This is a genomic window from Paraburkholderia humisilvae (assembly GCF_902859855.1).
Classification (GTDB): Bacteria; Pseudomonadota; Gammaproteobacteria; order Burkholderiales; family Burkholderiaceae; genus Paraburkholderia; species Paraburkholderia humisilvae.
Genome location: NZ_CADIKH010000068.1, coordinates 1 through 23,598 on the forward strand (window position 1 = coordinate 1; position 23,598 = coordinate 23,598).

Here is a 23,598-nt window from a genome sequence, read left to right on the forward strand (position 1 = left end):
CACCGCATCGGCTTCGTTCGACAGGATCTGCGGCGCGACCAGGTCGACGACGCGCTCGCGCCGGTCAAGCGCGGGCTTGTGGCGTGCGAGCCAGCTCGCGAATACCGGCAGGATGCGCGACGGCCGCAATTCGCCGAGCGCGGACAGCAGCGGTGCGCCGTCCGCCGCCTGTTTGCCGGTCACGAGCGGGCGCGCGCTGCTTGGCCGGTTGTACAAGTATTGCTTGATCTGCTGCTCGACGACCGGGCCTTTCTCTTCGATCACCAGCACTTCGGTCAGGCCGCCGACGAATGCATCGATGCGAGTCATTTCGAGCGGGAACGACAATCCGACCTTATAGATCCGCACGCCGGCTGCGTCCAGGTCGGCGGCCGTCAGATCGAGGCGGCGCAGCGCTTCCATCAGATCGAGGTGCGCCTTGCCGCATGTGATGACGCCGACGTTCGCATGCGGGCTCGGCGCAATCCACTTGTCGATGCTGTTCACGCGCGCGAAGTGTCGCGCCGCGTCGAGCTTGGCGGCGAGACGCGCTTCGATCGCGAGGCTCGGCAGATCGGGCCAGCGGATGTGCAGGTCGCCTTCGGGCAGCGTGAAGTTGGAATTGATGCCCCAGTCGGTGCGCGATGCGTCGAGGTCGATTCTCGAGCCGGACTCGACCGTCTCCTAGATCGCCTTGAAGCCGACCCATGTGCCCGAAAAGCGCGACAACGCCCAGCCGTAGAGTCCGAACTGGAGCATATCGGCAACGTTCGACGGGTTCACGATCGGCATATGCCACGCCATCATCGCGAAGTCGCTCTGATGCGGCATCGACGACGACACGCAACCGTGATCGTCACCCGCGACCACCAGCACGCCGCCGTGCGGCGACGAGCCGTATGCGTTGCCGTGCTTTAACGCGTCGCCGGCGCGGTCGACGCCGGGGCCTTTGCCGTACCACATCGCGAATACGCCATCGACCGTTGCGGGTCCGCCTCGACGCGCTGCGTGCCGAGCACGGCGGTGCCGCCCAGTTCTTCATTGATCGCGGGCAGAAAGCGGATGTCGCTGGCGGCGAGCAGCTTGCCGGCTTTCCACAATTGCTGATCGACCATGCCGAGCGGTGAGCCGCGATAGCCGCTGACAAAGCCGGCGGTATTCAACCCGCGCGCGTGATCAAGCGCGCGTTGCATCAGCACGAGACGCACCAGCGCCTGGGTGCCGGTCAGGAAGATGCGGCCGCGCGTCGCGGTGAGGTTGTCGGCAAGCCGATAGTCGGCGAGTACAGGGGTGTCGTCAATGGGCGCACATGCGGTCAATTTCAACTCCGTGCTTGGTCGAAGCGGACATTGCTCAGTACCTCGCGCAATGACCATCTATTTTTCTATGTGATAGGTATCCTAAGGGTTTAGAATATGTTACAGAAGGAAAAGATAAAAATAACCCCTCGTAACTTACCTTAGCCTAGAAAAACCAGAAACGTACTGCCGGAGAGTCTTAAACGTCAACTCGCCTCAGCGAAGAGTTGCAGTCGCGCGCAAGCTTCTGGTAGATCTCGGTGCCACGTCGCTTGTCAGCAATCTCATTCTGCGTGAGCGCGCGTGCGACGCGCGCAGGCACTCCAATTACGAGCATGCCGGGCGGAATACGTTGCCCCCCCCGCCAGAAACGCACACGCCCCTACGATGGCGGTATCTCCCACTTCGACTCCGTCCATCACAACGGCATTCATCCCGATCATTGCATCACGTCCAATATGCGCCCCGTGCACGATTGCGCCATGCCCGATGTGGCTGTTAATCTCTAATCGACAGAATTCTCCATGAGCTACGTGTAATACGCAGCAATCCTGGATGTTGCTGCCCGCGCCAACTTCGATTCGGCCAAAATCGCCACGTAAGCTGGCGCACGGACCGATGTAGCAACCAGGGCCAATGTGCACATCCCCAATAAGCACGGCGCTCTCATGTACAAACGAGGAGGCATCGATGCAAGGGCGCTTTCCTGACAGTTCATAACACGTCATCGCGCGTATTCTCCTAACGATCCAGCGTGGCCTTCTGTGAAACAGCATCACACTCACGAAAGACTTCCTTCGCCGCGAAGAGCACATTCAGAGCAACCGGCACACCAGCGTAAAAGGCAAGTTGCATGAAAATCTCCACGATTTCCTCTCTGGTGCATCCAACGCTCAGTGCGCCGTGGAGGTGTACCTTGAGTTGAGGCGTCGCGCTGCCAAGCGTTGCGAGTGCGGTCACGACTGAAAGCTCTCTCGCCCTTAGATCCAGTCCCTCCCTCAAATAGACGTCTCCAAACGATTCGGCGACATATTTTGCGAAGTCCGGTGCAATTTCTTCCAAGTTTGCGATGACGTTTTCGCCGACCACACCATAGATTTCACGTAATCTGCTTATTCCGGCATGGTAGCGATCACTTTTCATCATAAATCTCCTTCAAGATATGAGCCGGTTGATGAATTGGCATATGCACGCGCGCCGAAGACGTATCACATGTCAAGGCAAGTGGCGTCTCGCTAGAGAGAGCCCTGAAAACGCATCACGGACTCCTTGAAATCTTCGGATAGTTGGATAGGTGCATTCGCCGCGTAGTCGAACATCACGTGTGAGGAACTACCCGTTGCAATCCGTTTATCCATTCCTTCTGAATCCATCAAATACTCTACATCGAGGCTCTTCGCTCCGAAACGCGTGACGCTACTGCGCACCAAGACGATATCTCCATATCGAACCGGCGCGACGTACACGCACGAAGTTTTTCCCATGATTTGGGGAATCTTTTCATCACTCGGAATGTCCAGGAGGTCGTGCATAAATGCAAGGTACACTTGCAGCATATATTCGTAGTAAACCGGTGCGGCGACGTGTCCTAACGAATCGGTGTCGCGATACCGCACTTCAATTGATGTTTCGAAATATCTTTTTTGCATGACGAACCTCCTTAGTCTTCCGAAAAAAAGCCCTGTTGAGACGTTCTGTAATGACCGGGTATGTAGGAAGCGTGCATGTCACGAATGAGCGGTTCCCAAAGGGAACGAAGTAGTTGATGACGACACACGTCCCAGTAAGCAAAACGGCATCACATGAGTGTGCACCTTGTCATCGGAAGCAACTTCCCGACGCCGGTGCAGCCCGGCCCCGCCCCTTCATTTTCAATCGCGTAAAGCACGACGCTTGCAGCTGGTTGCCATTTGAAGGGGTAATCGTATTTGATTTTCCATTGGAGGGGACTTATGTCTGTATTCCCTGCACGCTAACATCTACATTCGCTTAGAGACCGTTTCAAAAAGACTGCTCAGTACGTTTGAAGATGTTCCAGCAGACGAGCGCGCAACCAAGTTTAGGAATGCCTCGTGAATGTCGGCGCGACGCTCAAAGCGAATGCGAAGACGACGAAAATTGTGCAGCCATGCGTGAGTACGCTCGACCACCCAGCGGAATTTGCCGAGTCCGCTGTCGTGTTCCGTACGGCGCCTGGCGATCACCGGTTCGATACCGCGAGCACGAAGCCGCTGACGATGCGGCTCGGAGTCGTAACCACGATCTGCGTAGATGACTTTGGGCTTGCAAAGCGGTCGGCCGCGTATGCCGCGAATTGGCGGGATCGCGTCGATGAGCGGCACCAACTGGGTAACGTCGTTGCGATTCGCGCCAGTCAGGATGGCACTGATGGGGACGCCATTGGCGTCGACGAGGATGTGATGCTTCGAACCTAGTCGCGAGCGATCGGTGGGGTTCGGGCCAGTTTTTCGCCCGCCCCAACGGCTCGCACCGAGGATGAATCGACCGCTGCCCGTGAGAAATCGAGTTCGCCGGCTTCGCGTAACTTCGCCAGCAGCAGTTCGTGCAAGGCGCTCCACACGCCGGCCCTTTGCCAGTCGCGCAAACGCCTCCAGCAGGTCGGCCCCGAGCCGAATCCCAGCTTGCTCGAGAGGTCGCACCAGCGTATCCCGGTCTTGAATACGAACAGGATGCCGTTCAGTGCAGCCCGGTTGCAAACCGGAAGCCGTCCTGGGTATTTCTTGCGGCGGGGCCTTGGCTGTGGCAGCAAAGGCTCTATCAATGCCCACAGTTCGTCATCAATGATCGGTGCGCCCATCCCCTTGGTTCCGGTTGTTCAGATGTCCAAGGTTAACAGCTTGCCGATAAGGTTAACAGTCCCCTCGGGGTCTTTTTGAAACGGTCTCTAAGCCTGCCGAGGCAACACGCGCCGGGCTTTTTCCATTTTGTCGCACGCTCACGGGTGATGCATCACCTTGACCGTTTCAATCTCAGAACGACGTGCCGACCTGGAATTGAAATTTCTGGTACTGGTCGCCTGAATGTCTTGTGATCGGGAAACCCACATCCAGCTTGAGCGGGCCAATCGGCGAAATCCATTCAAGGCCCACACCATAGCTGTAGCGTAAGCCATTCCCGCCGACAATCGAGCCCTCCGCTCCCCAAACGTTACCGAAGTCGAAGTACGAAAACACCCGCAGGGTGCGGTCGTAGTCCCCGCGTGGCAGCGGGAACGTAAGTTCGAGATTGCCGACGACAAGTTTCGAACCGCCGACCGGGTCGTTCGTCGACTTATCGCGCGGACCAAGCGAGTTTGGCTCGTAGCCCCGCACCGAACCGATACCACCCGCCCGAAAGTTCGTGAAGATTGGGAACGGGCGGCCCGAGAGACCGCTCCCATAGCCCGCCCGGAAATTCAGACCGAGCACGAAACCGCGCATGAACGAATAGTAGTATTGCGCGCCCAAGTCCAGCTTGTAGTACGTCGTATTCGTGATCGGCGTACCGTATTCGCCGTTTGCCGATGCCCAGTATCCATGGCTCGGCACAAGCACACTGTCGCGCGTGTCGCGTGCCCAGCCGAGAATGAGCGGCGCGTCATTCGACACGCGGCCGAAGGAGTTCACGTAATCGATATAGCTTTGCGGCGTCGTTGCGTCGACGTCGATGCGGTGCTGCTCGATGCCAGCGCCGAGGTACAAGGTATCTCTTTCCGAAAACGGAATACCGAACTTCGTATCGAAGCCATAGTTGATGATACGGAAACTCGTGTCGTTCGTATTCGAATAGTAGAGTGGCTCGGCCGTGCGATAGTAGATGTCCGTGACGCGCTTGACGCCTTCCGCGGTGAAGTATGGGTCGACCTGCGTGACCGTCCCCGCGCGGAAAGTCCGGGCTATACTCGCGTTGACCGCGAGACTGGTGCCCGAACCGAACACGTTGTCTTGCGAGATGCCAGCCGAGACAATCGAACCTACGTCGGAAGTGTAACCGACGCCGAGCGTTATCGGGCTGGGTGGCTTTTCCGTGACATTCACGTTGATGTCGTACTGGTCCTGGGTGCCCGGTACTGGCGATGTCGAAACGTCAACACTAGTGAAGTACCCGACACGGCTGATGCGTTCCTTCGACGCGGCAAGGCGGTTCGTATCTAGCCAAGCGTTTTCCATCTGGCGCATCTCACGGCGGATCACTTCGTCGTGCGTGCGCGTGTTGCCCGTGATCTTGATGTAGCGCACGTGGGCCCGGCGGCCCGGGTCCACCACGAGCGCGATGCCAATCCGGTGATCAATATGATCGACATCAGGCTGCAGGCTGACTGTCGCGGATGCAAAGCCATATTCGGCGAGCTTGCTAATCAACGCCTTGGCGGTGTCCTGCAGCTCCTGAGCCGAGAAGCGGTCCCCGGTCTTCATCTTGATGAGTTTCTGCAGCTCCGCCTCGCGCCCGATCAGATTACCCACGAGCTTGACGCTCGCGATCGTATACGGCTCGCCCTCGTGCACCGCAACCGTCAGATCGACGGCCTTTTTGTCGGGCAAGAAAGCAATGTGGATCGAGGTGATGTTGAACTCGAGGTAGCCGCGATTCAGGCAATACTGGCGAATGTGGCCCAGGTCGACCAACAGTTTGCCCTTCGCGTACAAATCGTTCTTTGTGTACCAGGAGAACCAGCTCTTCCTCGACAACTGCATCTCCTCGAGCAATTGGCTGCTGGGGAACGCATTGTTGCCGATGAAGTCGATCTGCCCGATTACCGTCTCATCGAGAGGTGCGCTCGACCTCGAAACCTCGTGCACGCAATAACCGTAGTCGCACGCCATATATTGACGCATGAATTCCTGCTCGGCCTTGTCAACCAGCGACTTGTCGTGGTCGTGACTCTCGGACAGGGACATGGGCTTGAGTGCGCTGTAGACATTGTCCAGGTACAACTCATGGATGCCGGCGAAATCGGTCGAAGCGACGGCCGGGGGTTCCCGCACGAGCGCCATTTGGTCGCCTTTAGTAACGGTGCGTATGGCTCTGGAGGAGTCCGTCGCGTCCGGCATGCCGACGGCCGCCGAGGCGAATTCCCCGGTAAGCGTGCCCGCCGACTTGCGCGGCAGGTAGGTGAATACCGGGCAGGGCTGGACGCGCCGAAGGCATTCGATTTTGATGTCCGGAGTGGCGAACGAATCGGCCACAGATGCCGAGGCCGCCGTCATGCTCAAACTAACGAAAGCCAGCGCCCAAGCGTGGCCGGGCGACATTATCGTTGACATCATGCGTGATCGTCGAAAGAATTACAGACAGCGAGCACTGAAACCGTTTGCCAGCGTGTGTCTTTCGCGCACGAGGGAGCACGGGCGCGAGGCGTGAGAACCCGCCGTCAAGACTTCAGCGGTTTTTCATGAGCGCCGAAACACCTCGAGAGGACTGAATCCATTCGGCGGCAAGTCGAGCGCGAGCCGAACGTCGAGACATCTCGTCGCGTACGGCGAGGGCGAGCCGGTGGGCCGTTGATGGGGCATAGAGCCGACGCTGGCATTGCGCCTCTCGGCTCCCATCCGCCGCATGTTCAACGACGCGCGGCCACTCCATGTCTATCAGCACGCTGAAGCTGTCCAACGCGAGGGACAGGCCGCGGCCTACAGCCTTCACCCAGGCTTCCTTCAACGTCCACAGTTCGATGAATCGTTCCGCGCGCCTGTCCTCAGGCGTGGCTTCCAGCATCGCGCGCTCCTGCGCAGAAGAACAGTGCGAGGCAACGCGGAGGACATCGATGTCACGATCAATCGCTTCGACATCGACACCCACCTCTGCTTCATGGCATGCAACCAATGCCATAAGCCCTCGCGTATGGCATTGGTTGAAATGCAGTGATGCATCCGTCTCCCCGCGCAAGGCTGGCTTGCCCCAAGGATTGACGGTGAATTCGAGCCTGTCCGGTCGCAGGCCCGTGCGATCGGCAAGAACACCGCGCACAAGTCCGCGTGCCAACAGGTATCGGCGGCCATCCTCCTCGCGCCGGAATCGTCTCCACTGCAGTGCCTCATCGTCACTGAGCCAAGTGCGGTAGGTTTCGAGCAGTGCCGGCGTCGCTCCGGCTTCGGAGCTCAACCAAAGATCGACGCGTAGCGCGCAGCCAGATAGCGGACTCATGATCGTTGCAGCACCCATGCATCCAGGGTCGCGGCCAGCCCAGTTGCATGGAAGGAATTGAGCATCGTCATGTGGTTGCCATCTGCTTCGCCAAGTTCAAGGCGCGAACAGTATGCGTGCCAGCCAAGGTCTGCCGGGGCATCAGCCGAATTCGCGGCGGAATACCCCAATGGTGCCCGCTCTCGCGCCCGCAGCAGCAAGGTCGGGCCTGAGTACTGCCGGGGACGAAACGCGCTGATGATCGCGTTGTCATGGACGAGCACGTCTATAAATGCACGGAACGCGGCGACGCTTGTATCGAGTGGCAGCAGATCCAGCCTCTGGAAGGCTTGCAAGACACGTTCAAAGTCAATTTCGCCCCCCGGCCCATAGTGTTCGCCGATAGCGCGCCCAGTGAAGACCTCCACTTTCTCCAAATACTGCTTCACGCGTACCTCGTACGACAACGCCTCGGCGGCTGCATCGGGGACGGGTTGATCGAGTAGTACCAACGGCACGACGTGCCCGGCCTGCGCGGCGAGCACGGCCATTTCATGCGCGATCAGCGCACCCATCGACCAGCCCACCAGGACGACTCGGCGAGTGGCATAGCAGGATTTCAACTCGCGATCATAGTCGCGCGCCAGCGCAGGAATATCCGCGCCGGCATGTCGACCAAACGCATTGAATGCCACACTTGCGCGAGCCGGCGCGAGCTGGCGCGCCATTGGCAGATAACACATCGCGTTGCCGCCGGCGGGATGTACCCACACAAACAATTCGTCCTGGCCTGCGTCAGAGAGTGTCACCAGCGGCGACTTGCTCGCGCCATCTCCCAGGCGACGGACTATTTCGGCCAAGCCTTGCACCGAGCTGCCCTCAAACAGCGCCGAGACAGGCACGTTCAGCCCAAACACCTCACTGATGCGCGCAATCAACGAGATGGCCTGCAGCGAAGTGCCGCCGAGTTCGAAAAATCCTGCGTCAAGTGCCACAGTGGATTGTCCGAGCGTTCTCTGAAAAAGGCCAAGCAGCTCCAGTTCCACCGGATCCCGCGGCAAGCTCGCGCCGACGGGAGATCCCTGCTGCTCCCAAGCTCGGCGCAGCGCATGCACATCGACCTTGCCATTCGCGTTCAGCGGCAGCGATGGCAGCGCGACCAGCGCTGGGCACTGCGCTGGCTTGTAGCTGCGCAACAGATATGCTCGCAGAGCGTTCAGTTCTACAGGCTCGCGTAACACCACCGCAGCCATCAGCCGCGCATTGCCGTCGACGCCATTCTGCGCCCACGCATGCGCGGCCGTCACGGCCGGATGCTGCATCAGTGAGGCAGTCACTTCTTCGGGCTGCACCATAACGCCGCCGATTTTCACGCGGTTGTCCCCGCGCCCAAGGAAGATCACCGCGCCATTCGCATCGAGCATGGCAAGGTCCCCGCTACGATAGAGGCGCGCGCCATTCTCGAGCGCGGTGGCGATGAAGCGTCGCCCAGTCAACTCAGGATGCTCAAGATATCCGGTAGCTAGTCCCATCCCCGCGATGCCAAGCTCGCCGACAACGCCACGCGGCACTGTCCTGCCGTGTCTGTCCAGCAGATAGATGCGCGTGTTCGCAATCGGAATGCCAAGCGGAATAGGCGTGTGCGTTTGCACAGTCATTTCATGCGTCAGCACGCCAATTGTCGTCTCGGCGGGCCCATAGTGATTGACAATCTGCAACGCCGGCGAGGCGGCGCGCACAGCATCCACGAGCTCCGAATCGAGCGTGTCGCCGCCGCAGATCAACACACGCCGGGGCAGTATGCCCGGAAGACTCGTCCGCATTGCGCGCAAGTGCGACGGCACCATCTTGGCCGCATCGGCCGGATATCGCGCGAAGAAAGCGGCGAGCCTAGTAGCGTCAAGTAGGGCCGCAGAATCGGGCAACAGCAAAGCTGCGCCGCTGGCCAACGCTGGAAAGATCGCGGTGTTACCCAGATCGGCGTCCAACGCGGAAAGATGCGCGAACGAGGCGAGCGACGGATTATCGAGCCGCTCCAGCAACGAGAGCGTGTAGTTGACAAGCCCACCGTGCGTGACGACGACGCCTTTCGGCGTGCCGGTCGAACCGGACGTATAGACTATGTAGGCTGCGTCGTTGTCGTTGACGCTCGCGGATGGCAAAGCGCAGTCGGACGTCACCGCAAGCGCATCGGCGAATGTCAATTGGGAAAGCGTTCCAACGCGCGGCGCGCCCAACACAAGGCGTGCGCCAGCTTCGCGCTCGACCTGCTCGAGCAATGCCTGAGGCGCATCTTCCGGGATTGGCAGATAGACAGCGCCCAGACGCAGGCAAGCCAGAAGACCGATGGCATAGTAGCGGCCACGAGCCGCGCGCAGCAATACGCGGTCCCCACTCCGCACGCCACATGCTGCGAGCGCCCCGGCCGCGCGGGTGACGAGTGTCTCGAGTTCACCGTAGGTCAAGCTGCCGTCCGCGTCAGCACAAGCTTGTCGCATTGGCCACTTGCGTGCCGCATCCCCGAAAAGCATGTACCAATTGCCGCGCGGACGCGCCACGACAGGCCCTACCAGCCGGGACAAGCTGGCAGGCGGGAGGAATTCAACATCACGCAGGGCGCCGGTCGGCGCCCTAAGGCCTAATGCAAGCACATGCAGAAAATCATCGGCAAGACGTTTGATATCGGCGTCATCGAACGCGCGGCGGCGATAGGTCAACGATAGACGATTGCCCGCGCCGGAAATTTCCACGAAGCAGTTCAGATCAAATTTTCCGATACCGTGGTCGAACGCCAGCAGGCGAAAATCGCTCGAGGATTTCAGGTGCGGAAAATACTGGAACGCGAAGTGAAGATTGAACAGCGGGTTTTCGTTCAGCGCGCGCTTCACCTGAACGTGCTTGACGAGCTCGGCATAGGGCAGCTCCTGGCAAGCAAGGCACGCCTCGACACGGGCCGCGCAATCACCCAGGGCCTGGGCGAATGAGCGAGTTGCGTCAATCTGGAATCGCAAAGGCAGCGTGTTAATGAACAAGCCGCAGGTTTCCAGGAATTGCGTTTGGTTGCGATTCGCGACCGGCGTGCCGATGACGAGATCGTCGACATTGGCATAGCGCGTCATCAGCAACGCAAAACAGCCTATGTAGTACTGGAATTGCGTGCACCCCACCGCGCTGCAATGTTGTGCGATGCGGTCGCACAGCGTTGAGGGCAACTCCACCGCGACGAAGCCGCCGGCGTTAACCGCTGCATGACGATCGCGTTGCACGAAAACCGGCGGCTGCGGCAGATCGCGCAGCAGATCCTTCCAGAACGAAAGTTGGGTTTGGCATTCCGCGCTTTTCAGCCAGGCTTGCTCGAGTGCCACGAAATCGCGGTACTGGCGCGGGGGCGGCTCGGGCGCAGGCGCGCTAGCCGGCGTGGAGAGCAACTGCGATAGGAGCGAATTGCTCCAGCCATCGGAAATTAGATGATGTAGGTTCAGTAGAACCAGATGGCACGTGGGCGCAAGCCGAACCAGCTTCACCGAAAACAATGGAAGATGGTCCATCTGGAAGCGGATGGCGCCGTGTTCGACCGCGAGAGACTCCACGAACGCGCCGCCTTTGGCAGCGTAGTCCGCGGCGCGATCCTCGTATTCAACGTCAAGATGTAGTGACGCGTGTACGACCTGCACTACGCCACCATCGCGTTCATGGAAGGTCGTGCGGAAAATTTCTTGCCCCGCTACCACCGCGTCGAGATTGCGCTGCAGCGTAACGCGATCGACGCCAGGGCCGTCTATCATCACCGCTAGCGGTATGTTGTAGTCCGGCGTGTCCGGGTACAACCGGCTCAGGAACCAAAAGCGTTCCTGGCCTAGCGACACCGGCATGCTACCGTCGCCAGCCATGGTCAACGGCGCCACGGTCGCCTCAGTTCCAGCCTTCTTCGCCATCAGCCGCCTTATCTGCTCAGGCGTCAGTGTTTTAAGGAGTGCTTGTGCGTTGCTCATTGTGCGCTATCGTACTCAATGACCAGTTTTCCGAGATGGGTGCCGCGTGACATTTCGGTAATCGCCTGCTTAACCTCCGCCGCCCTGTAACTTCGATACCGGATCGGACGAATGCTACCGGCCTCGAACAGGGAAGCCAGCTCAGCAAAAGAACTTTCCAGATGACGTGGATTGCGCAGCAGAAGCGAGATGTCCAGAAAATGAAAGGACAATCCCTTGATTAAATAACCTAATGGAAGCGGTGCGTTGGTGGCTACGTCCTTCTTGTCAATGTGCACGAAATGGCCGAAAGGCCCAAGAAGCTTTAGGCTCTCCAGCATTAGATCGCCCGCGAGCGTGTTAAGAATAGTATCCGGCACGATCCCGGCCGACCTCATCTCAGCAGCAAATCTAGAGGAACGTGAGTCAAACACGTGCTCAATGCCCCGCTCGACGAGATAAGCGCGTTTTTCCGGCGTGCCTGCGGTAGCGACGATCTTCGCGCCAATGTGTCTAGCGATCTCGATGGCGGCCAACCCGACGCCGCCGGTTGCTGTGTGAATAAGCACCGTTCCGCCGCGCTCAAGTCGCGCACAGTTCACTAGCGCATACCAAGCGGTCAGATAAACGGTCGGAATCAACGCTGCTTCGACGAACGCGAGCTGTTTTGGTTTATGGAAGACGCACATCTCGTAAATGTTGAGGCACTTGGCGAAATGCGAGTTTTCGCGGACGTGGCCCTGCTCCACATGGCCGATATTCATCGCGACGACATGATCACCAGGCTTGAAACGCGTGACTCGGCTTCCGACCTTCGTTACCACGCCCGCATAATCGGAAGCCATGTTGCTGGGAACGTCGGGCGCCATCGGGTAAATGCGCAGCGCGATCATCACGTCACGGAAATTGACCCCGGCGGCGCGCGCATCTATCTGCACGCAATCTGGGTCGGGATCGCCGGCCTCGAACGACACCGCGGCAAGATCAAATGGCATATCGGAACGAAAGCGCCACTCGTGGTTGCGCGAAAAGTCGATCTCCGCGCCCCGAGGGACGTTAGCCTTGCCCGCCTTCAAATGCGCGATCAACTCGGCCTTTTCGTCTGGTGTCAGATTCGCTATGGTCCGGATCAAATCACTCATGTTGTCACGCCCCTTGCTCCGTGAGCAATTTCTGCAGCGTGTCTTCATCGTGGTTTTGGAGAATTTTGGCCAGAATCAAGTCCGCGAACTCACGCACGGTCACCGAGCCCTTGAACTCGCTGGCCTTGATCTCGACGCCAAACTCCGAACCAATACCCGAGATGACCTGGATGGCAAGGAGCGAGTTGCCGCCGAGCTCGTTAAACGCGTCGTTCGCACCTATCTTCCCGACGCCAAGTATTGCCGACCAGACCGCTGCGATTCCGCGCTCGATGTCATTCTCAGGTTCGACGAAGTCCGTGCCTATCTCGGGGCGGTCGTCGGCCTTCGCCATACGTTGATCGGCGAGCAGTTTCTCCTCGCGCTTACGGCGAAGGATCGAGGGGCGCGTCTCTTCGAATTCGATCTGGAAATCGCTCGGATATACGATCACCTGTGGCAAACCCTGAGCAAGCAAGCGTGACATCGCCTGCTTCGCCTCGTCAGGACTGATCACATCGTTCTTCTTCAGAGTTTCCAGCACTTTCGCCTTGTTTGCACTGCTCTCGTTCTGGCCTACGACTCCGATACGCGTGAACGTATAGCCGTTCAACAGCAGCACTGGCTTAAGGTTGTCGTCGTAAAGCACGAAGTCAAAGCGTAAATATTGGCCGCTCCCATCCTGTACGGCGCTTGGCCGGCCCCACACGTACAACTTTTGCGTGAACGGGGCAAGAAAATGCATCTCGTCGTATCCGAAAGGCAGATAGGCGCTCCGGTATTTCGCAACGTGCGCAAAATGGCAAGATGTAGCCACGTCGAACAGGGACGGATGCAACGCATACGAGTCAAGATCGGCGACAAGGCGGTCGGGAAGTTCAAGCCTCGCCACCCATTCGTCGTCGCCGAGATGCAATGCTTCGAGACAATCCCAGCGTTCGCTGTAGCGCAGCACCACATTACCATTTGGATCGGACAGTGATGTGAAGTGACGGACTCGCAACGGCTCGTCCGAGCATAACGCGAGACAATCGGTGAGCGCGGGCAGTTCAGCTTCCATTCCCGCAGCGCCGACATCAACTACGCCGACGAAGTGCGCCTTGTTTTCGCCGTCGCCATCGTGACTCAAAAACTCGAAATTCCATCTGGCTCCATCGAGACGCGAGCAATGTAGCTCCAACTGGGGCGACGCGCTGCCCATCGCAATGAGCGGCGACACAAAACGCGCCTCCCGTATTGCCAGTTGCGTATGACCGCAGGCCAGTGCCCAGCGGCACAGCACGTCAACAAACGACGCGCCCACCATCGCGGGCGCGCCAGAGAGCAAGTGTTCGGACAAAATCCAATGCCGCCGCGGATCGATCTCCACACGGTAGAAACTTTCGTCAGCGCTCTGCCTGAGCATGACAAGCTCAGGCGCCTCCTCAGGCGCAGCGGCAGGTAGTGCTCCGACTTGCTGGGGTCTGGCCACACCGAGCTTACGGCGCTGCTTTTCCTTTTCCCAGGCGGCACCCATACCGACCATGCTCCATTCGCACCAGTTGATCGAAGTCACGCGCGAAGCGTTCGCCCACATACCACTCTGGCTCATCGCATCCATGAAGGCATTAGCGCTCGTATAGTCCACACGCCCTGCCTCGCCAAACAACGCAGTGACCGACGAGCAGAAGTGCACAAAGTCCAGCGGACGATCGCCGAACAGCGTGTGCAACACAAGCGCCCCATGAACCTTGGGCCGCAGGGCGGCGTCGTACTGTTCATCGTCGGTTAGTGCGATCACGCCGCCGCCGGCCGTACCGGCGGCATGCACGATGCCGGTAACGGGGCCGAGATCCTTTTCGATCTCGTCACGCAGGAGACGCATGGCGTCAAAATCACTTACCTCGACGGCGTAATGGCGCACGCTGGAACCGAGCGCCTCGATTTCGCGAATGGCTAGCAATCGCTCGATGAGCTCTTCGTCGTTGCGCGCAGCGATGATCGCGTCCCAATGGGTACGCTCTGGCAGTGGCGAGCGACCTGTCCAAACGAAGTGCGCGTCAACCCGTTCGGCTATGAACTGCGAACATGTCCGGCCAACGCCACCGGCGCCCCCGGTAATCAGGTACACGCCGCCCGGCTTCAGCGCGAGGGAATTTGCCCCATGCGTCGGCTCGAGCGTGATCGGATCGAAGCATTCGGTCCAACGTGCGAGGCCCGCATAGCTCACCACGGCCTCGTCGGTTTCGAGCAGTGCTTCCTTGATCAACTCCTCGACGAAGCGGGTGCAATTCGCGATGTTCAAGTGGCGAGATTCGACGTTGATGAACTTGCTCGTGAATTCAGTGTGCTCCTTGAACAGCAGACGCCCAGGACCGAGAGCCAGCGCGCGATCGATGCGTACTGTTCCGCCGCCGCTCACATCAAAGGCATCGTCGGCCAGGATCAGCACGCTTGCTGGAGAGCCGGCGCGCTCAATCAGGCTGCGCTCGAGCCGCACGAGGCCATAGAACGCCGTATCGAGCGCTGTCGTGTCGTCGATGCTCAAGTTGCCGCCGGCACCGGGCTTGTGCGTCCACGCATAGAAGATCTTTAGTCCGCAACGCTCGGTAGCCAACTCACCGAACAAGGCACCGAAGTGTTCACTGCGGCCAGGATCGAGCATCATTTCTTCGCCGTCGCGGTAGAAATCTTTGCCCCGGCGTATCGAGAAACACCGCTCGCCGCGTTCTCGGAGTGCGGCCACGATGGCATCGCCCAGCCCATCGTCAGTGAAGACAAGCCACAAAGAATCGCCGTCGCCTTGCGCTCGCTCGACGCGCGGCACGTGTGCCACGGCGGCCGTCTTGCGCCACGCCGGTTGCGAGTACCAGTCAGTAGAGCTCGACTTGCGAGGATTCTTTTCGCCCTCATCCGGTTTGGCATTGGCTGAAAAATCGATACAGTACGGCGTGCGCGCAAAGGGCAACAGCGGGAATTCAACCTTTCGGCAACCCTGCGTGCCAAAATAGCGCGCGAAATCCACCTTTTTTTCCTCGACCCACAGGCGCGCCAGTGCCATGTCGAACGCAGCCAGCGCATCGATATCCTCACGCAGGGTGCTAATGACCGCATGCTGCGATTGTGCGGGAAGCTGGCGGCGCATCGCCGACTCGAGCGAATGACCGGGTCCGCATTCAAGAAAGATCAGCGAGTCCCGCGTCATGGCTTCACGCGTGGCGGCATCAAAACGCACCGCATCAACGACGTGCTGCACCCAATATTCATGGTCGGTAGCCTGCTCGGCTGTCATCGTCTTGCCGGTGACGGTGCTGATAATCGGTATTGTCGGCGCACGCAAAGTGACGAGGCGCAAATGTTGGCGGTAGGCGTCTAGGCACGGCGCCATCATGCGCGAGTGAAAGGCGTGCGAGGTCGGTAGCAGCTTTGTGTAAACCTGCTGCCGCGCCATCTGCTCGGCAAATCCGTTAATTGCCTCGTCGGGACCGGAAACGACCACCAGCTCGGGGCTGTTGACAACGGCGATGTCCAGCGTATCGGGCAGGACCTCGGCAAGTTCGGCCTCGCTCTTTAACACCGCCAGCATCGAGCCTTTCGGCAACTCGTAAACCAGACGTCCGCGTAAGGCGATCATGCGCAGTGCTTCCTCCAGCTTCATCACGCCAGCGACGGTAGCGGCGACATACTCGCCGACGCTATGGCCGATCAGAAGCTCAGGCTCAAGACCCAGGTCGAGGAAAACACACGCGGTGGCATAACTCACCATGAATATCGCGGGCTGCGTGATGTAGGTACGCGCCAGCAATTGAGCTGCCTCGTCGCGTTTGTCCGGATCGGGATATAACACTGTACGGATGTCGAGACCAAGCTCTGACAGTAGCAGCGTCGCACACTCGTCGATCACGTCGCGAAAGACCGCTTTGGACTCGTATAGAGCGCGGCCCATATCGGGAAACTGATTGCCCTGCCCCGGAAACATAAAGACGAGACCGGCGCCAAGCGCCGTCGTACGCGCGAGCGGTGTTAATTTTTGCTCAAGCTGTACGGAAAGATCAGCTGCGCCGGCGAAGGAAACGTACGCCTTATATTTGTGGGCACGACGCCGGCTGCGCGAAGTGTGCGTGAAAGCGCTCATGTCAAGGAGCGGGTCCCGCGACTGCGTCGCCACCGCCTCGCACAGACGCTCGAATGCCGGCTTGTCGTGCGCCGACAGCAGTAGCAGGTCACGTGGACGTGGCGCCGACCTAGCTAACGGCAACGCAGGCGGCTCTTCCAGGATCATGCAGGCGTTAGTGCCACCGACACCGAACGAGTTGACCAGTGCACGACGAGGCGCTCCGCTCGCGCCGACGAACGGGCTAGTCTTCGTGTTGACATAGAACGGGCTTGCCTGAAAATCGATCTCCGGATTCGATTCGTGAAAGTTCAGTGAGGCTGGAACGATGCCGTGCTGAAGGCTTAAGGCGACCTTGATCAGGCTCGCGCCACCAGACGCTACATCGGTATGACCGATGTTTGTCTTCACCGACCCAATGCGGCAATAGCCACGCTCATCGGTATATTGGCGAAAGGCTTCGGTCAGCGAGGCGACCTCGATTGGGTCACCACTCGGAGTCGCGGTGCCATGTGCCTCGACGAAATTGATGGTGTCCGGGTGCACACCAGCGAGTTCAAGCGCCTCGGTGATCACCTCCACCTGACCAGTCACGCTCGGCGCGGTAAAGCTAATCTTGCTGTAACCGTCGTTGTTGATGGCGCCACCGAGTATCACCGAATAGATCTGATCTCCGTCAGCAATGGCATCGGCCAGACGCTTGATTGCTACGATGGCACACCCTCGGCTGAAGACCGTGCCACCTGCGTCCTTGTCGAACGTACGACAACGGCCGTCCGGCGACTGCAGCCCGCCAGCTTGATAGATATAACCGCGGTGCGCAGGCACCTCTAGCGACACGCCGCCGGCAAGCACAAGGTCGCTCTGGTGAGAGAGCAGCGAATCGATGCCCAGCGCCACGGATACCAAACCAGTGGAGCAGGCAGTCTGCACGTTCATGCTTGGTCCCTTGAGATTGAGCTTGAACGAGGCACGTGTGGTGAGATAGTCACGGTCGGAGCTCGTAACGATCTGGGCGCCACTGGCATATTTCTTCACGGCCTTGTTACCAAGCGCATCCACCAAGTAGTAAGGCGTTCCTGCTCCGCCGAACACGGAAATTCTCAGTTGAGTATCGTAGGGATCGACACCCGCGTCCTCGAGCGCATGCCAGGCGCACTCCAGGAAGACGCGCTGTTGTGGATCCAGTAACTCGGCCTCACGCGGCGTTACGTTGAAGAAGCCAGCGTCGAAACTATCAATGTCGTCGATGATGCCGCGCGTGCGTACGTAGTGTGGATGGCTAAAGTCCTTCGGACTAACGCCCGCCGCGAGCAACTGCTCATCGGTAAAGGTCGTAAGCGTCTCCTTCTCGTCGACCAGATTGCGCCAGAATTCGGTGATGGTGTTAGCGCCAGGAAGGCGACAAGCCATGCCGACGATGGCAATACGAGTGTCGACGCCGGTGGCCGGATCTTGTCGAAACGTTTTCATTTTCGGTCATCCTTCATTGGTTGATGTGGTTTTCTCTTGGCGACACGCGCGCGGACTTCCGCCACGACGGGTTTGGCAACCGTCTGGCCGGATTTCCGGCGAAAGGCCAAGGCTTGTTCCGAGACATTTGGTGCCTTGTACAGCTCAGCGATGGTGAAATCGACTCCCATACGATCGCGTAGTAGTTCGCGTAGCTTGAGTAGCAGCATGGAATGCCCGCCCGCATCGAAAAAGCTGTCATGCAGGCCAAAGTTAGAATGACCGAGTAAGGATCGCCAGACTCCGGCGACGGACTGCTCGACGCTACCGCGCGGGACGGAGGAAAGCGATGGCGACTGTTGCGTGAGATCCTGAGTGACCAGGTTGCGTAGGCTATGGAAGTCCGTCTTGCCGTTGGGCAAACGAGGCAAGGAGGACAAGCATGACAACGTGGACGGAAGCATCCACGCCGGCAGCCTCGCCTTGAACCAGGCGGAAAGCTCGGCGGCGTCGAAGGCCGCACCATCACGCATCACGACAGCGGCATGCAAGCGCAAGTCGTTCTCCCCCCAGTGCCGAGCAAAAGCCACCGCGTCAAAAATTTTGGGGTTGGCTCGCAAATGCTGCTCGATCTCGACGAGTTCCACGCGGTAGCCGCGAATCTTTAGCTGCTGATCGTCGCGGCCGAGATACTCGAAGCTGCCATCGGACAGCAAGCGCCCTTTGTCGCCCGTACGATAGAGCCTCGTCTCGGGCAAGCCGGGCGGGGCATCAATAAAAGCATCACGTGTTTTCTCCCGGTCACGCCAGTAGCCATCGGCAAGCACAGCACCGCCGATATGAAGATCGCCCGCTACGTTCGGCGGCAGGAGTCGCCCTTGATTGTCAAGTACGTATAACGAAGCATTTTGAATAGGCTGACCGATCGGCACGCTGGCATAGGGAGAAGCCGAATCACAAGCGTGGTACGCCATAAAGATGCTCGCCTCGGTTGGACCGTAAAGGTTGTATAGTTCGCCACGCCAGCCAGTCTCAAAAACTCGTGTCACAAGCGTAGGCGGCAAAGCCTCGCCTCCGCAGAACATCCGGCGAACCTGCGGCACCTCAGCGAGCATGCCGGCCTCGACAAACAGGCTCAATCCGGACGGCACGAATTGCAGCACGTTGGCGCCACCGGCAGCGGCGACTCGCGCAACCCCTTCCGGCGACTCAGCGTCGTCGCGACTTGCCAGCACGACGCAGCCGCCGCTGATGAGCGGCAGCAGGAGCTCCCAGGTCGAGACGTCGAAACTGATCGAGGTTTTGGCAAGAATGCGGGCATTGGAGTCAATGCTGAAACGCCTTTGCATCCAGGACAGATAATTAGTCACGCCTCGCTGCGAAACCATCACACCCTTGGGCATACCGGTCGACCCTGATGTATAAATGATGTAGAGCAAACTGTCTGGGGTCGCAAAGGATGGCTTGACACCGTCGCACACGGGTTGCACGACCTCCCGCGTCAAATCAAACCGGGTAACGTCTGGCGGCAACGCAAAGTCCGGGCTGCCCTCGCCCGCAAGCAAAAGGCGCGCGCCGGCCTGCTCAAGGAGCGTAACAATGCGCTGCGGCGGGAAAGACGGATCAAGCGGCACATAGGGAAAGCCACACTCAGCGCATGCTAGCAACGCTACGAGCAGTGCCGGTTGGTGCGGCATACATATGCCGATCGGCCCAGTTGCCGCGGACACATCAGCACGCAGCCGCATGACCAACGAGGCCACGCGCGCGGCAAGTTCTGCATAGCTGATTTGCTCGCCCTTGTGCCACACGGCTGGAGATTGCGCATAACGCCTTTTAGCTTCGGCGAATAAGTCCGGAAGCGTTCGCGTCAACGCATCAGGCACACTGTCGCCCCGGCAATAACGAAGGACGCTTGTGGTTTGGCTGTCGGTTAGAGCGGGTCTTTGTTCAGGAACGAGGTCAAGCCAACGCTCGAAGTCCATCAGCACGGACTGGTAACCATCGAACCAATCCTGCGCTGCCGCCACGTCGAGCGCGGCGAAGCGGTGCGAGAGGACAAGCTCCAGCGTACTCCCGTCGTCGAAGCATTCAAGGTGCTGATCGCACTTGACTTGCCCCCCAAAATACTCGACGGCCTGCATGCCTGGCGAGCGCCATGCGCTGGTGTCGTGATAGCCGAACATGAGGCGAAACGTGCTGGATGGCAGTGTGCCTAGGCGTTCTCGGAGCAGCGCAGCCAGTTCGGGAAAAGGCAGGCGTTGGTGGTCGAGCAACGCGATCGTATCCTCTCGCAAGCTCGCGGCAAGAGAGCGCAACGGCATACCGGCCTGCCATCGTAAGCGATAAAACAAAAGCGACGTGAAATATCCGACCGCGTGGCGGTCATCGGCGCTGAGGCGGTTCGCGAACGGCACAGCGACGAGGAAGTGCTCCCCCGGACCATAGCGGTCGAGCACGGCCGCAAAGGCCGTTAGGAGGAGCACATGCAGTGACACATTCTCTCGGGACGCCAGATCCGCAAGCCTCCCGCGTTCAGCGGACGGCAGCTTGAAACTCAGGCGCGCGCCGGCCGATTCCGCCACTTCGCGCGGTTTGTAGCGCACTGGGAAATGAGGTTGCGACGCCACCCCATCGAGCTGACGCGACCAGAAATCGAGATCCTTCGCGTGCATAGGCGTATCGAGGTAACGCGCTTGTCGCGTCACGAAATCAAAATAATCGCCTGGATTCGGTGGAAGTTCCCTACCTTCGAGAATGGTGTAAAGCTCCCCGAACAACAACGATGCGGAGACGCCGTCGAAAATAAGATGGTGCACGACGAACACCAACACCTGCCGGGTGGACGACATGCGGATAAGTTGCCAGCGGTGCAGTAGCGCACCGTCACTCGCGAATGCCTCATTCGCGAACGCATGTAGTGCGTGCTCCAGCGCGGCATCGCGCTCCGACTCGGGCAGTGAGGCGAGATCGAGGGAGCTGAATGCGGTTGCGGTATCCACTTGTTCGCGAAACACAGGCTCGCCATTCAGAATTTCAATCTCGCAGCGGAGCAATGCGTGGCGCGCGCAGAGCCGCGCGACCGAATCGCGCAAATTCGCCTCTTCAATATCGCCAGAAAAAGCAAGGCGATAACACAAGTTATAAGACGTATCCTGCGGGTAGGCTTGTTGCTGCAACCAAAGGCCGCGCTGTGCCTGTGACAACCGTCGTTGCGCCGCGATGGCGCTCGAGTCCGCGCTGAGCGCAGTCGTTGGCAAAAGCCGGGCCAGGCCCTCGACGGTCGGCTCCGAATAAACGGCTGCGAACGAAAGCCGCCCTCCGAAGGTTTCCTCGATCTCCGCGAGCAAGGCGTAGACCTTAAGCGAATTGCCACCGAGCGCGAAAAAGTCGTCTCGCAGCCCGATATGCTCCACACCAAGCGCCCTTGCAAACAAGGCGGCCAGCGCGCGCGCTCTACCCTCGAGCGCGAACGAAGCCGAATCAGGTATGGAATTCGTGACGGAGGCGGCCGCGACGACGGAAGGCAGGCGCGCGCGCAGCGCAGCCCGGTCGATCTTGCCATTTGGGAGCTGCGGCAAAGTTTGTAGCGACCAACGCTCCGGCAACATACCCGCGGGCACTTGCAGACGTAAGAAGCGCTGCAACTCGTTCGCGTTCAATGCGTGATTGACCCTCACCTGCACGAAGGCGACGAGATGCGGTTCGGGTTCGAGTGCCAGCAGCACAGCGGCCTGCGCCACATCTGGATGGCGCAACAGGTTGGTCTCGATCTCAGCAAGCTCGATACGCACCCCACGCAGTTTAATCTGTCCGTCGCGTCGCCCAAGGAGCTGAATGTCAGCTCCGAGCCGCCGCGCGCGATCGCCTGTGTCGTAGACAGCCGTGCGAATGCCTCCAGCAGTAGTAAGATCAAAGAACTGCTCATTCACGACGTCGCCAAGATAACCCGGACAGACACCCGGTCCGGAGATCAACAGCCGCCCTTCTTCACCATCATTGAGTTCTCGACCATCGTCGTCGACCACGAACAGGCGTGAGCCCGGCAGCGCCTGACCGATCACGACCGGACTGCCCGCCTTGAGACGTCCCGCACTGATGTTGGCCACGGCTTCAGTCGGACCGTAGAGATTCCACATCCGCAGCGTCGGATCAAACGCGAAGGTACGCTCTACAAGTTCCTGCGGCAGATGTTCTCCCGAAAGAAACAGGGCGGCAGGCCGTCCAGCGCAGCCGCGTTCAAGGCGATCGAGCAGCGCCCGCCATACCGTCGGAACGGTGTGCAATGCGCATTCGGGACGCGTGACGAAGAATTTGAGAAGCCGCGCCGGCTGTCCGAGAACCTCGTCGAGGATGTCGAGGGTGCCGCCAGCGCAAAGGCACGCGTAGATTTGGGAAGTCGCTGCCGCATAGCTAGGCGCCGCAGTCAACGGTACGCGGCTGGCCGCAGTTTTGGCGAAGAATTGCGAACTCCAATCCGCGTAACTGGCAAGGTTGCCGTGCAACGTTCGCACGCCTTTCGGATCGCCCGTCGAACCTGACGTGAACAAGATGCACGCTAATTGCGACGCCGATGGATACGCGAGCGGCAAATTGCCGACGTCAACGTCGACGTCGACGTCGTCCAGCGTGAGGCACACGATTCGTTCGTGCACTGTACCGACTGCAAGGGCGCCATCCATGTCGACGAGCGCCAGCGTACAGCTGGCCAGTTCCAGCATGCGCGAGATGCGCGCAGCGGGCAACGCAGGAGCAAGGGGGATGTACGCACCGCCAGCGCGCAGAACGGCCAGCATGGCCGTGATGTAGTCGATCCCCGTTGCCATTACCAGCGCCACCGGCTCTTGCGGCGCAAGACCTCGTCGCAGCAAAGCCCCGGCGCGCGTATTAACTATGAGATCGAGTTCGCGATAACTGAGCGAGCGTCCTCCATGGCGCAACGCGACGGAGTCGGGACAACGACGCACAGCGGCATCAAGCATCGCCAATACGCTGTTTGCGCCATCGCCTTGCAAGACCTCGTCATGCAAAATCGGCTCGTGTCCGTGTTCCAATATCGTTGTCATTTGTGTCTCTTCGGCTCCCTGTTGCCCCGCTGTACGATCGAATGGAATGGCCTTCCGGCTTGCATGCGATCACCCAATTTCAAGCAACCCTCTCGAGACCCCTAGGGGAAATCGCATGGCCGGAGAGGTTCAACGCATTGCGGAGAAATCCATAAACGAATGAGCCCCATGCCTAGCCGGCAAACCACCGATGACCTGGTTGCTCGAGACCAGCGGGTACCTTCTCGAACTCATTTGGCTGCGTCGCCAGCGACACCCGAGGCATGAACGCGTTCATCTTGGTGTAAAAGTGCTTACTAATCTTCCTGCGGATAATCGTCCACTTGCGCCACTGTGGCCGGGCGAGCGGTACCTCCCGTTATCCCGATCTTTGTTTATGAAATGCTTATTGAGTTTCCCATAAAACATGACAACCGATTCGATGCTGGCGCGTTATATCTCTAACGGATTGAATGGAGATACGCGCCATGGCAAAGAAGCCGTTGGACGAGGCAA

10 protein-coding genes and 2 pseudogenes are annotated in these 23,598 nt (G+C 59.3%); all 12 read right to left on the reverse strand.

Translation table 11 applies throughout. The features are described from left to right. Positions 1 to 1,298: pseudogene (locus tag HV796_RS34915) on the reverse strand (indolepyruvate ferredoxin oxidoreductase family protein); the annotation flags it as partial. A gap of 263 nt (positions 1,299 to 1,561) precedes the next feature. Next, entirely contained in the window at positions 1,562 to 2,092 is a 531-nt protein-coding gene (locus tag HV796_RS34920) for a DapH/DapD/GlmU-related protein (RefSeq protein WP_343053053.1), read from the reverse strand. Next, on the reverse strand, positions 2,019 to 2,420 hold the full coding sequence (locus HV796_RS34925; protein WP_175232452.1) for a carboxymuconolactone decarboxylase family protein: 402 nt from the start codon (positions 2,418 to 2,420) through the stop codon (positions 2,019 to 2,021). The genes HV796_RS34920 and HV796_RS34925 overlap by 74 nt, the downstream gene beginning before the upstream one ends. A 92-nt stretch (positions 2,421 to 2,512) precedes the next feature. Then, the gene (locus HV796_RS34930) at positions 2,513 to 2,926 is read right to left on the reverse strand and encodes an acyl-CoA thioesterase (protein WP_175232446.1); all 414 of its coding nucleotides are present in this window, start codon (positions 2,924 to 2,926) and stop codon (positions 2,513 to 2,515) included. A 330-nt stretch (positions 2,927 to 3,256) separates the two neighbouring features. Next, positions 3,257 to 3,937, reverse strand: a complete 681-nt coding sequence (locus HV796_RS34935) for an IS5 family transposase (protein WP_377693231.1) — start codon at positions 3,935 to 3,937, stop codon at positions 3,257 to 3,259. After that, positions 3,901 to 4,095, reverse strand: a pseudogene (locus HV796_RS45990) (transposase); the annotation flags it as partial. The pseudogene HV796_RS45990 and the gene HV796_RS34935, both read right to left, overlap by 37 nt. 172 nt (positions 4,096 to 4,267) lie before the next feature. Next, positions 4,268 to 6,529, reverse strand: coding sequence for an outer membrane protein assembly factor BamA (gene bamA / locus HV796_RS34940; protein ID WP_175232453.1), 2,262 nt, complete (start codon positions 6,527 to 6,529; stop codon positions 4,268 to 4,270). 127 nt (positions 6,530 to 6,656) lie between these two features. Further along, positions 6,657 to 7,421 (reverse strand): 4'-phosphopantetheinyl transferase family protein, encoded by a 765-nt coding sequence (locus HV796_RS34945; protein ID WP_217478085.1) that lies wholly within the window; start codon positions 7,419 to 7,421, stop codon positions 6,657 to 6,659. Continuing rightward, the gene (locus HV796_RS34950; RefSeq protein ID WP_175232448.1) at positions 7,418 to 11,335 is read right to left on the reverse strand and encodes a non-ribosomal peptide synthetase; all 3,918 of its coding nucleotides are present in this window, start codon (positions 11,333 to 11,335) and stop codon (positions 7,418 to 7,420) included. Before HV796_RS34950 ends, HV796_RS34945 begins: the two co-directional genes overlap by 4 nt. Positions 11,336 to 11,388: 53 nt before the next feature. Beyond that, complete coding sequence (locus tag HV796_RS34955) at positions 11,389 to 12,513, reverse strand: zinc-binding dehydrogenase (protein WP_175232449.1); 1,125 nt, start codon at positions 12,511 to 12,513, stop codon at positions 11,389 to 11,391. Positions 12,514 to 12,517: 4 nt separating this feature from the next. Then, positions 12,518 to 18,058 carry a type I polyketide synthase gene (locus tag HV796_RS34960; RefSeq protein ID WP_175232450.1) on the reverse strand — a complete coding sequence of 1,847 codons (5,541 nt, stop codon included), beginning with the start codon at positions 18,056 to 18,058 and terminating at the stop codon, positions 12,518 to 12,520. After that, positions 18,055 to 23,103 (reverse strand): non-ribosomal peptide synthetase, encoded by a 5,049-nt coding sequence (locus HV796_RS34965; RefSeq protein WP_175232451.1) that lies wholly within the window; start codon positions 23,101 to 23,103, stop codon positions 18,055 to 18,057. Before HV796_RS34965 ends, HV796_RS34960 begins: the two co-directional genes overlap by 4 nt. Between the last annotated feature and the right edge of the window lie 495 nt (positions 23,104 to 23,598).

Excerpts from the sequence above, each read along its gene's own strand:
- HV796_RS34925 (WP_175232452.1), bottom strand. The coding sequence starts at position 2,420 with ATGAAAAGTGATCGCTACCATGCCGGAATAAGCAGATTACGTGAAATC.
- HV796_RS34930 (WP_175232446.1), bottom strand. The coding sequence starts at position 2,926 with ATGCAAAAAAGATATTTCGAAACATCAATTGAAGTGCGGTATCGCGAC.
- HV796_RS34950 (WP_175232448.1), bottom strand. The coding sequence starts at position 11,335 with ATGGCGAAGAAGGCTGGAACTGAGGCGACCGTGGCGCCGTTGACCATG.
- HV796_RS34960 (WP_175232450.1), bottom strand. The coding sequence starts at position 18,058 with ATGAAAACGTTTCGACAAGATCCGGCCACCGGCGTCGACACTCGTATT.
- HV796_RS34945 (WP_217478085.1), bottom strand. The coding sequence starts at position 7,421 with ATGAGTCCGCTATCTGGCTGCGCGCTACGCGTCGATCTTTGGTTGAGC.
- HV796_RS34920 (WP_343053053.1), bottom strand. The coding sequence starts at position 2,092 with ATGTGCTCTTCGCGGCGAAGGAAGTCTTTCGTGAGTGTGATGCTGTTT.
- HV796_RS34965 (WP_175232451.1), bottom strand. The coding sequence starts at position 23,103 with ATGACAACGATATTGGAACACGGACACGAGCCGATTTTGCATGACGAG.
- bamA (WP_175232453.1), bottom strand. The coding sequence starts at position 6,529 with ATGTCGCCCGGCCACGCTTGGGCGCTGGCTTTCGTTAGTTTGAGCATG.
- HV796_RS34955 (WP_175232449.1), bottom strand. The coding sequence starts at position 12,513 with ATGAGTGATTTGATCCGGACCATAGCGAATCTGACACCAGACGAAAAG.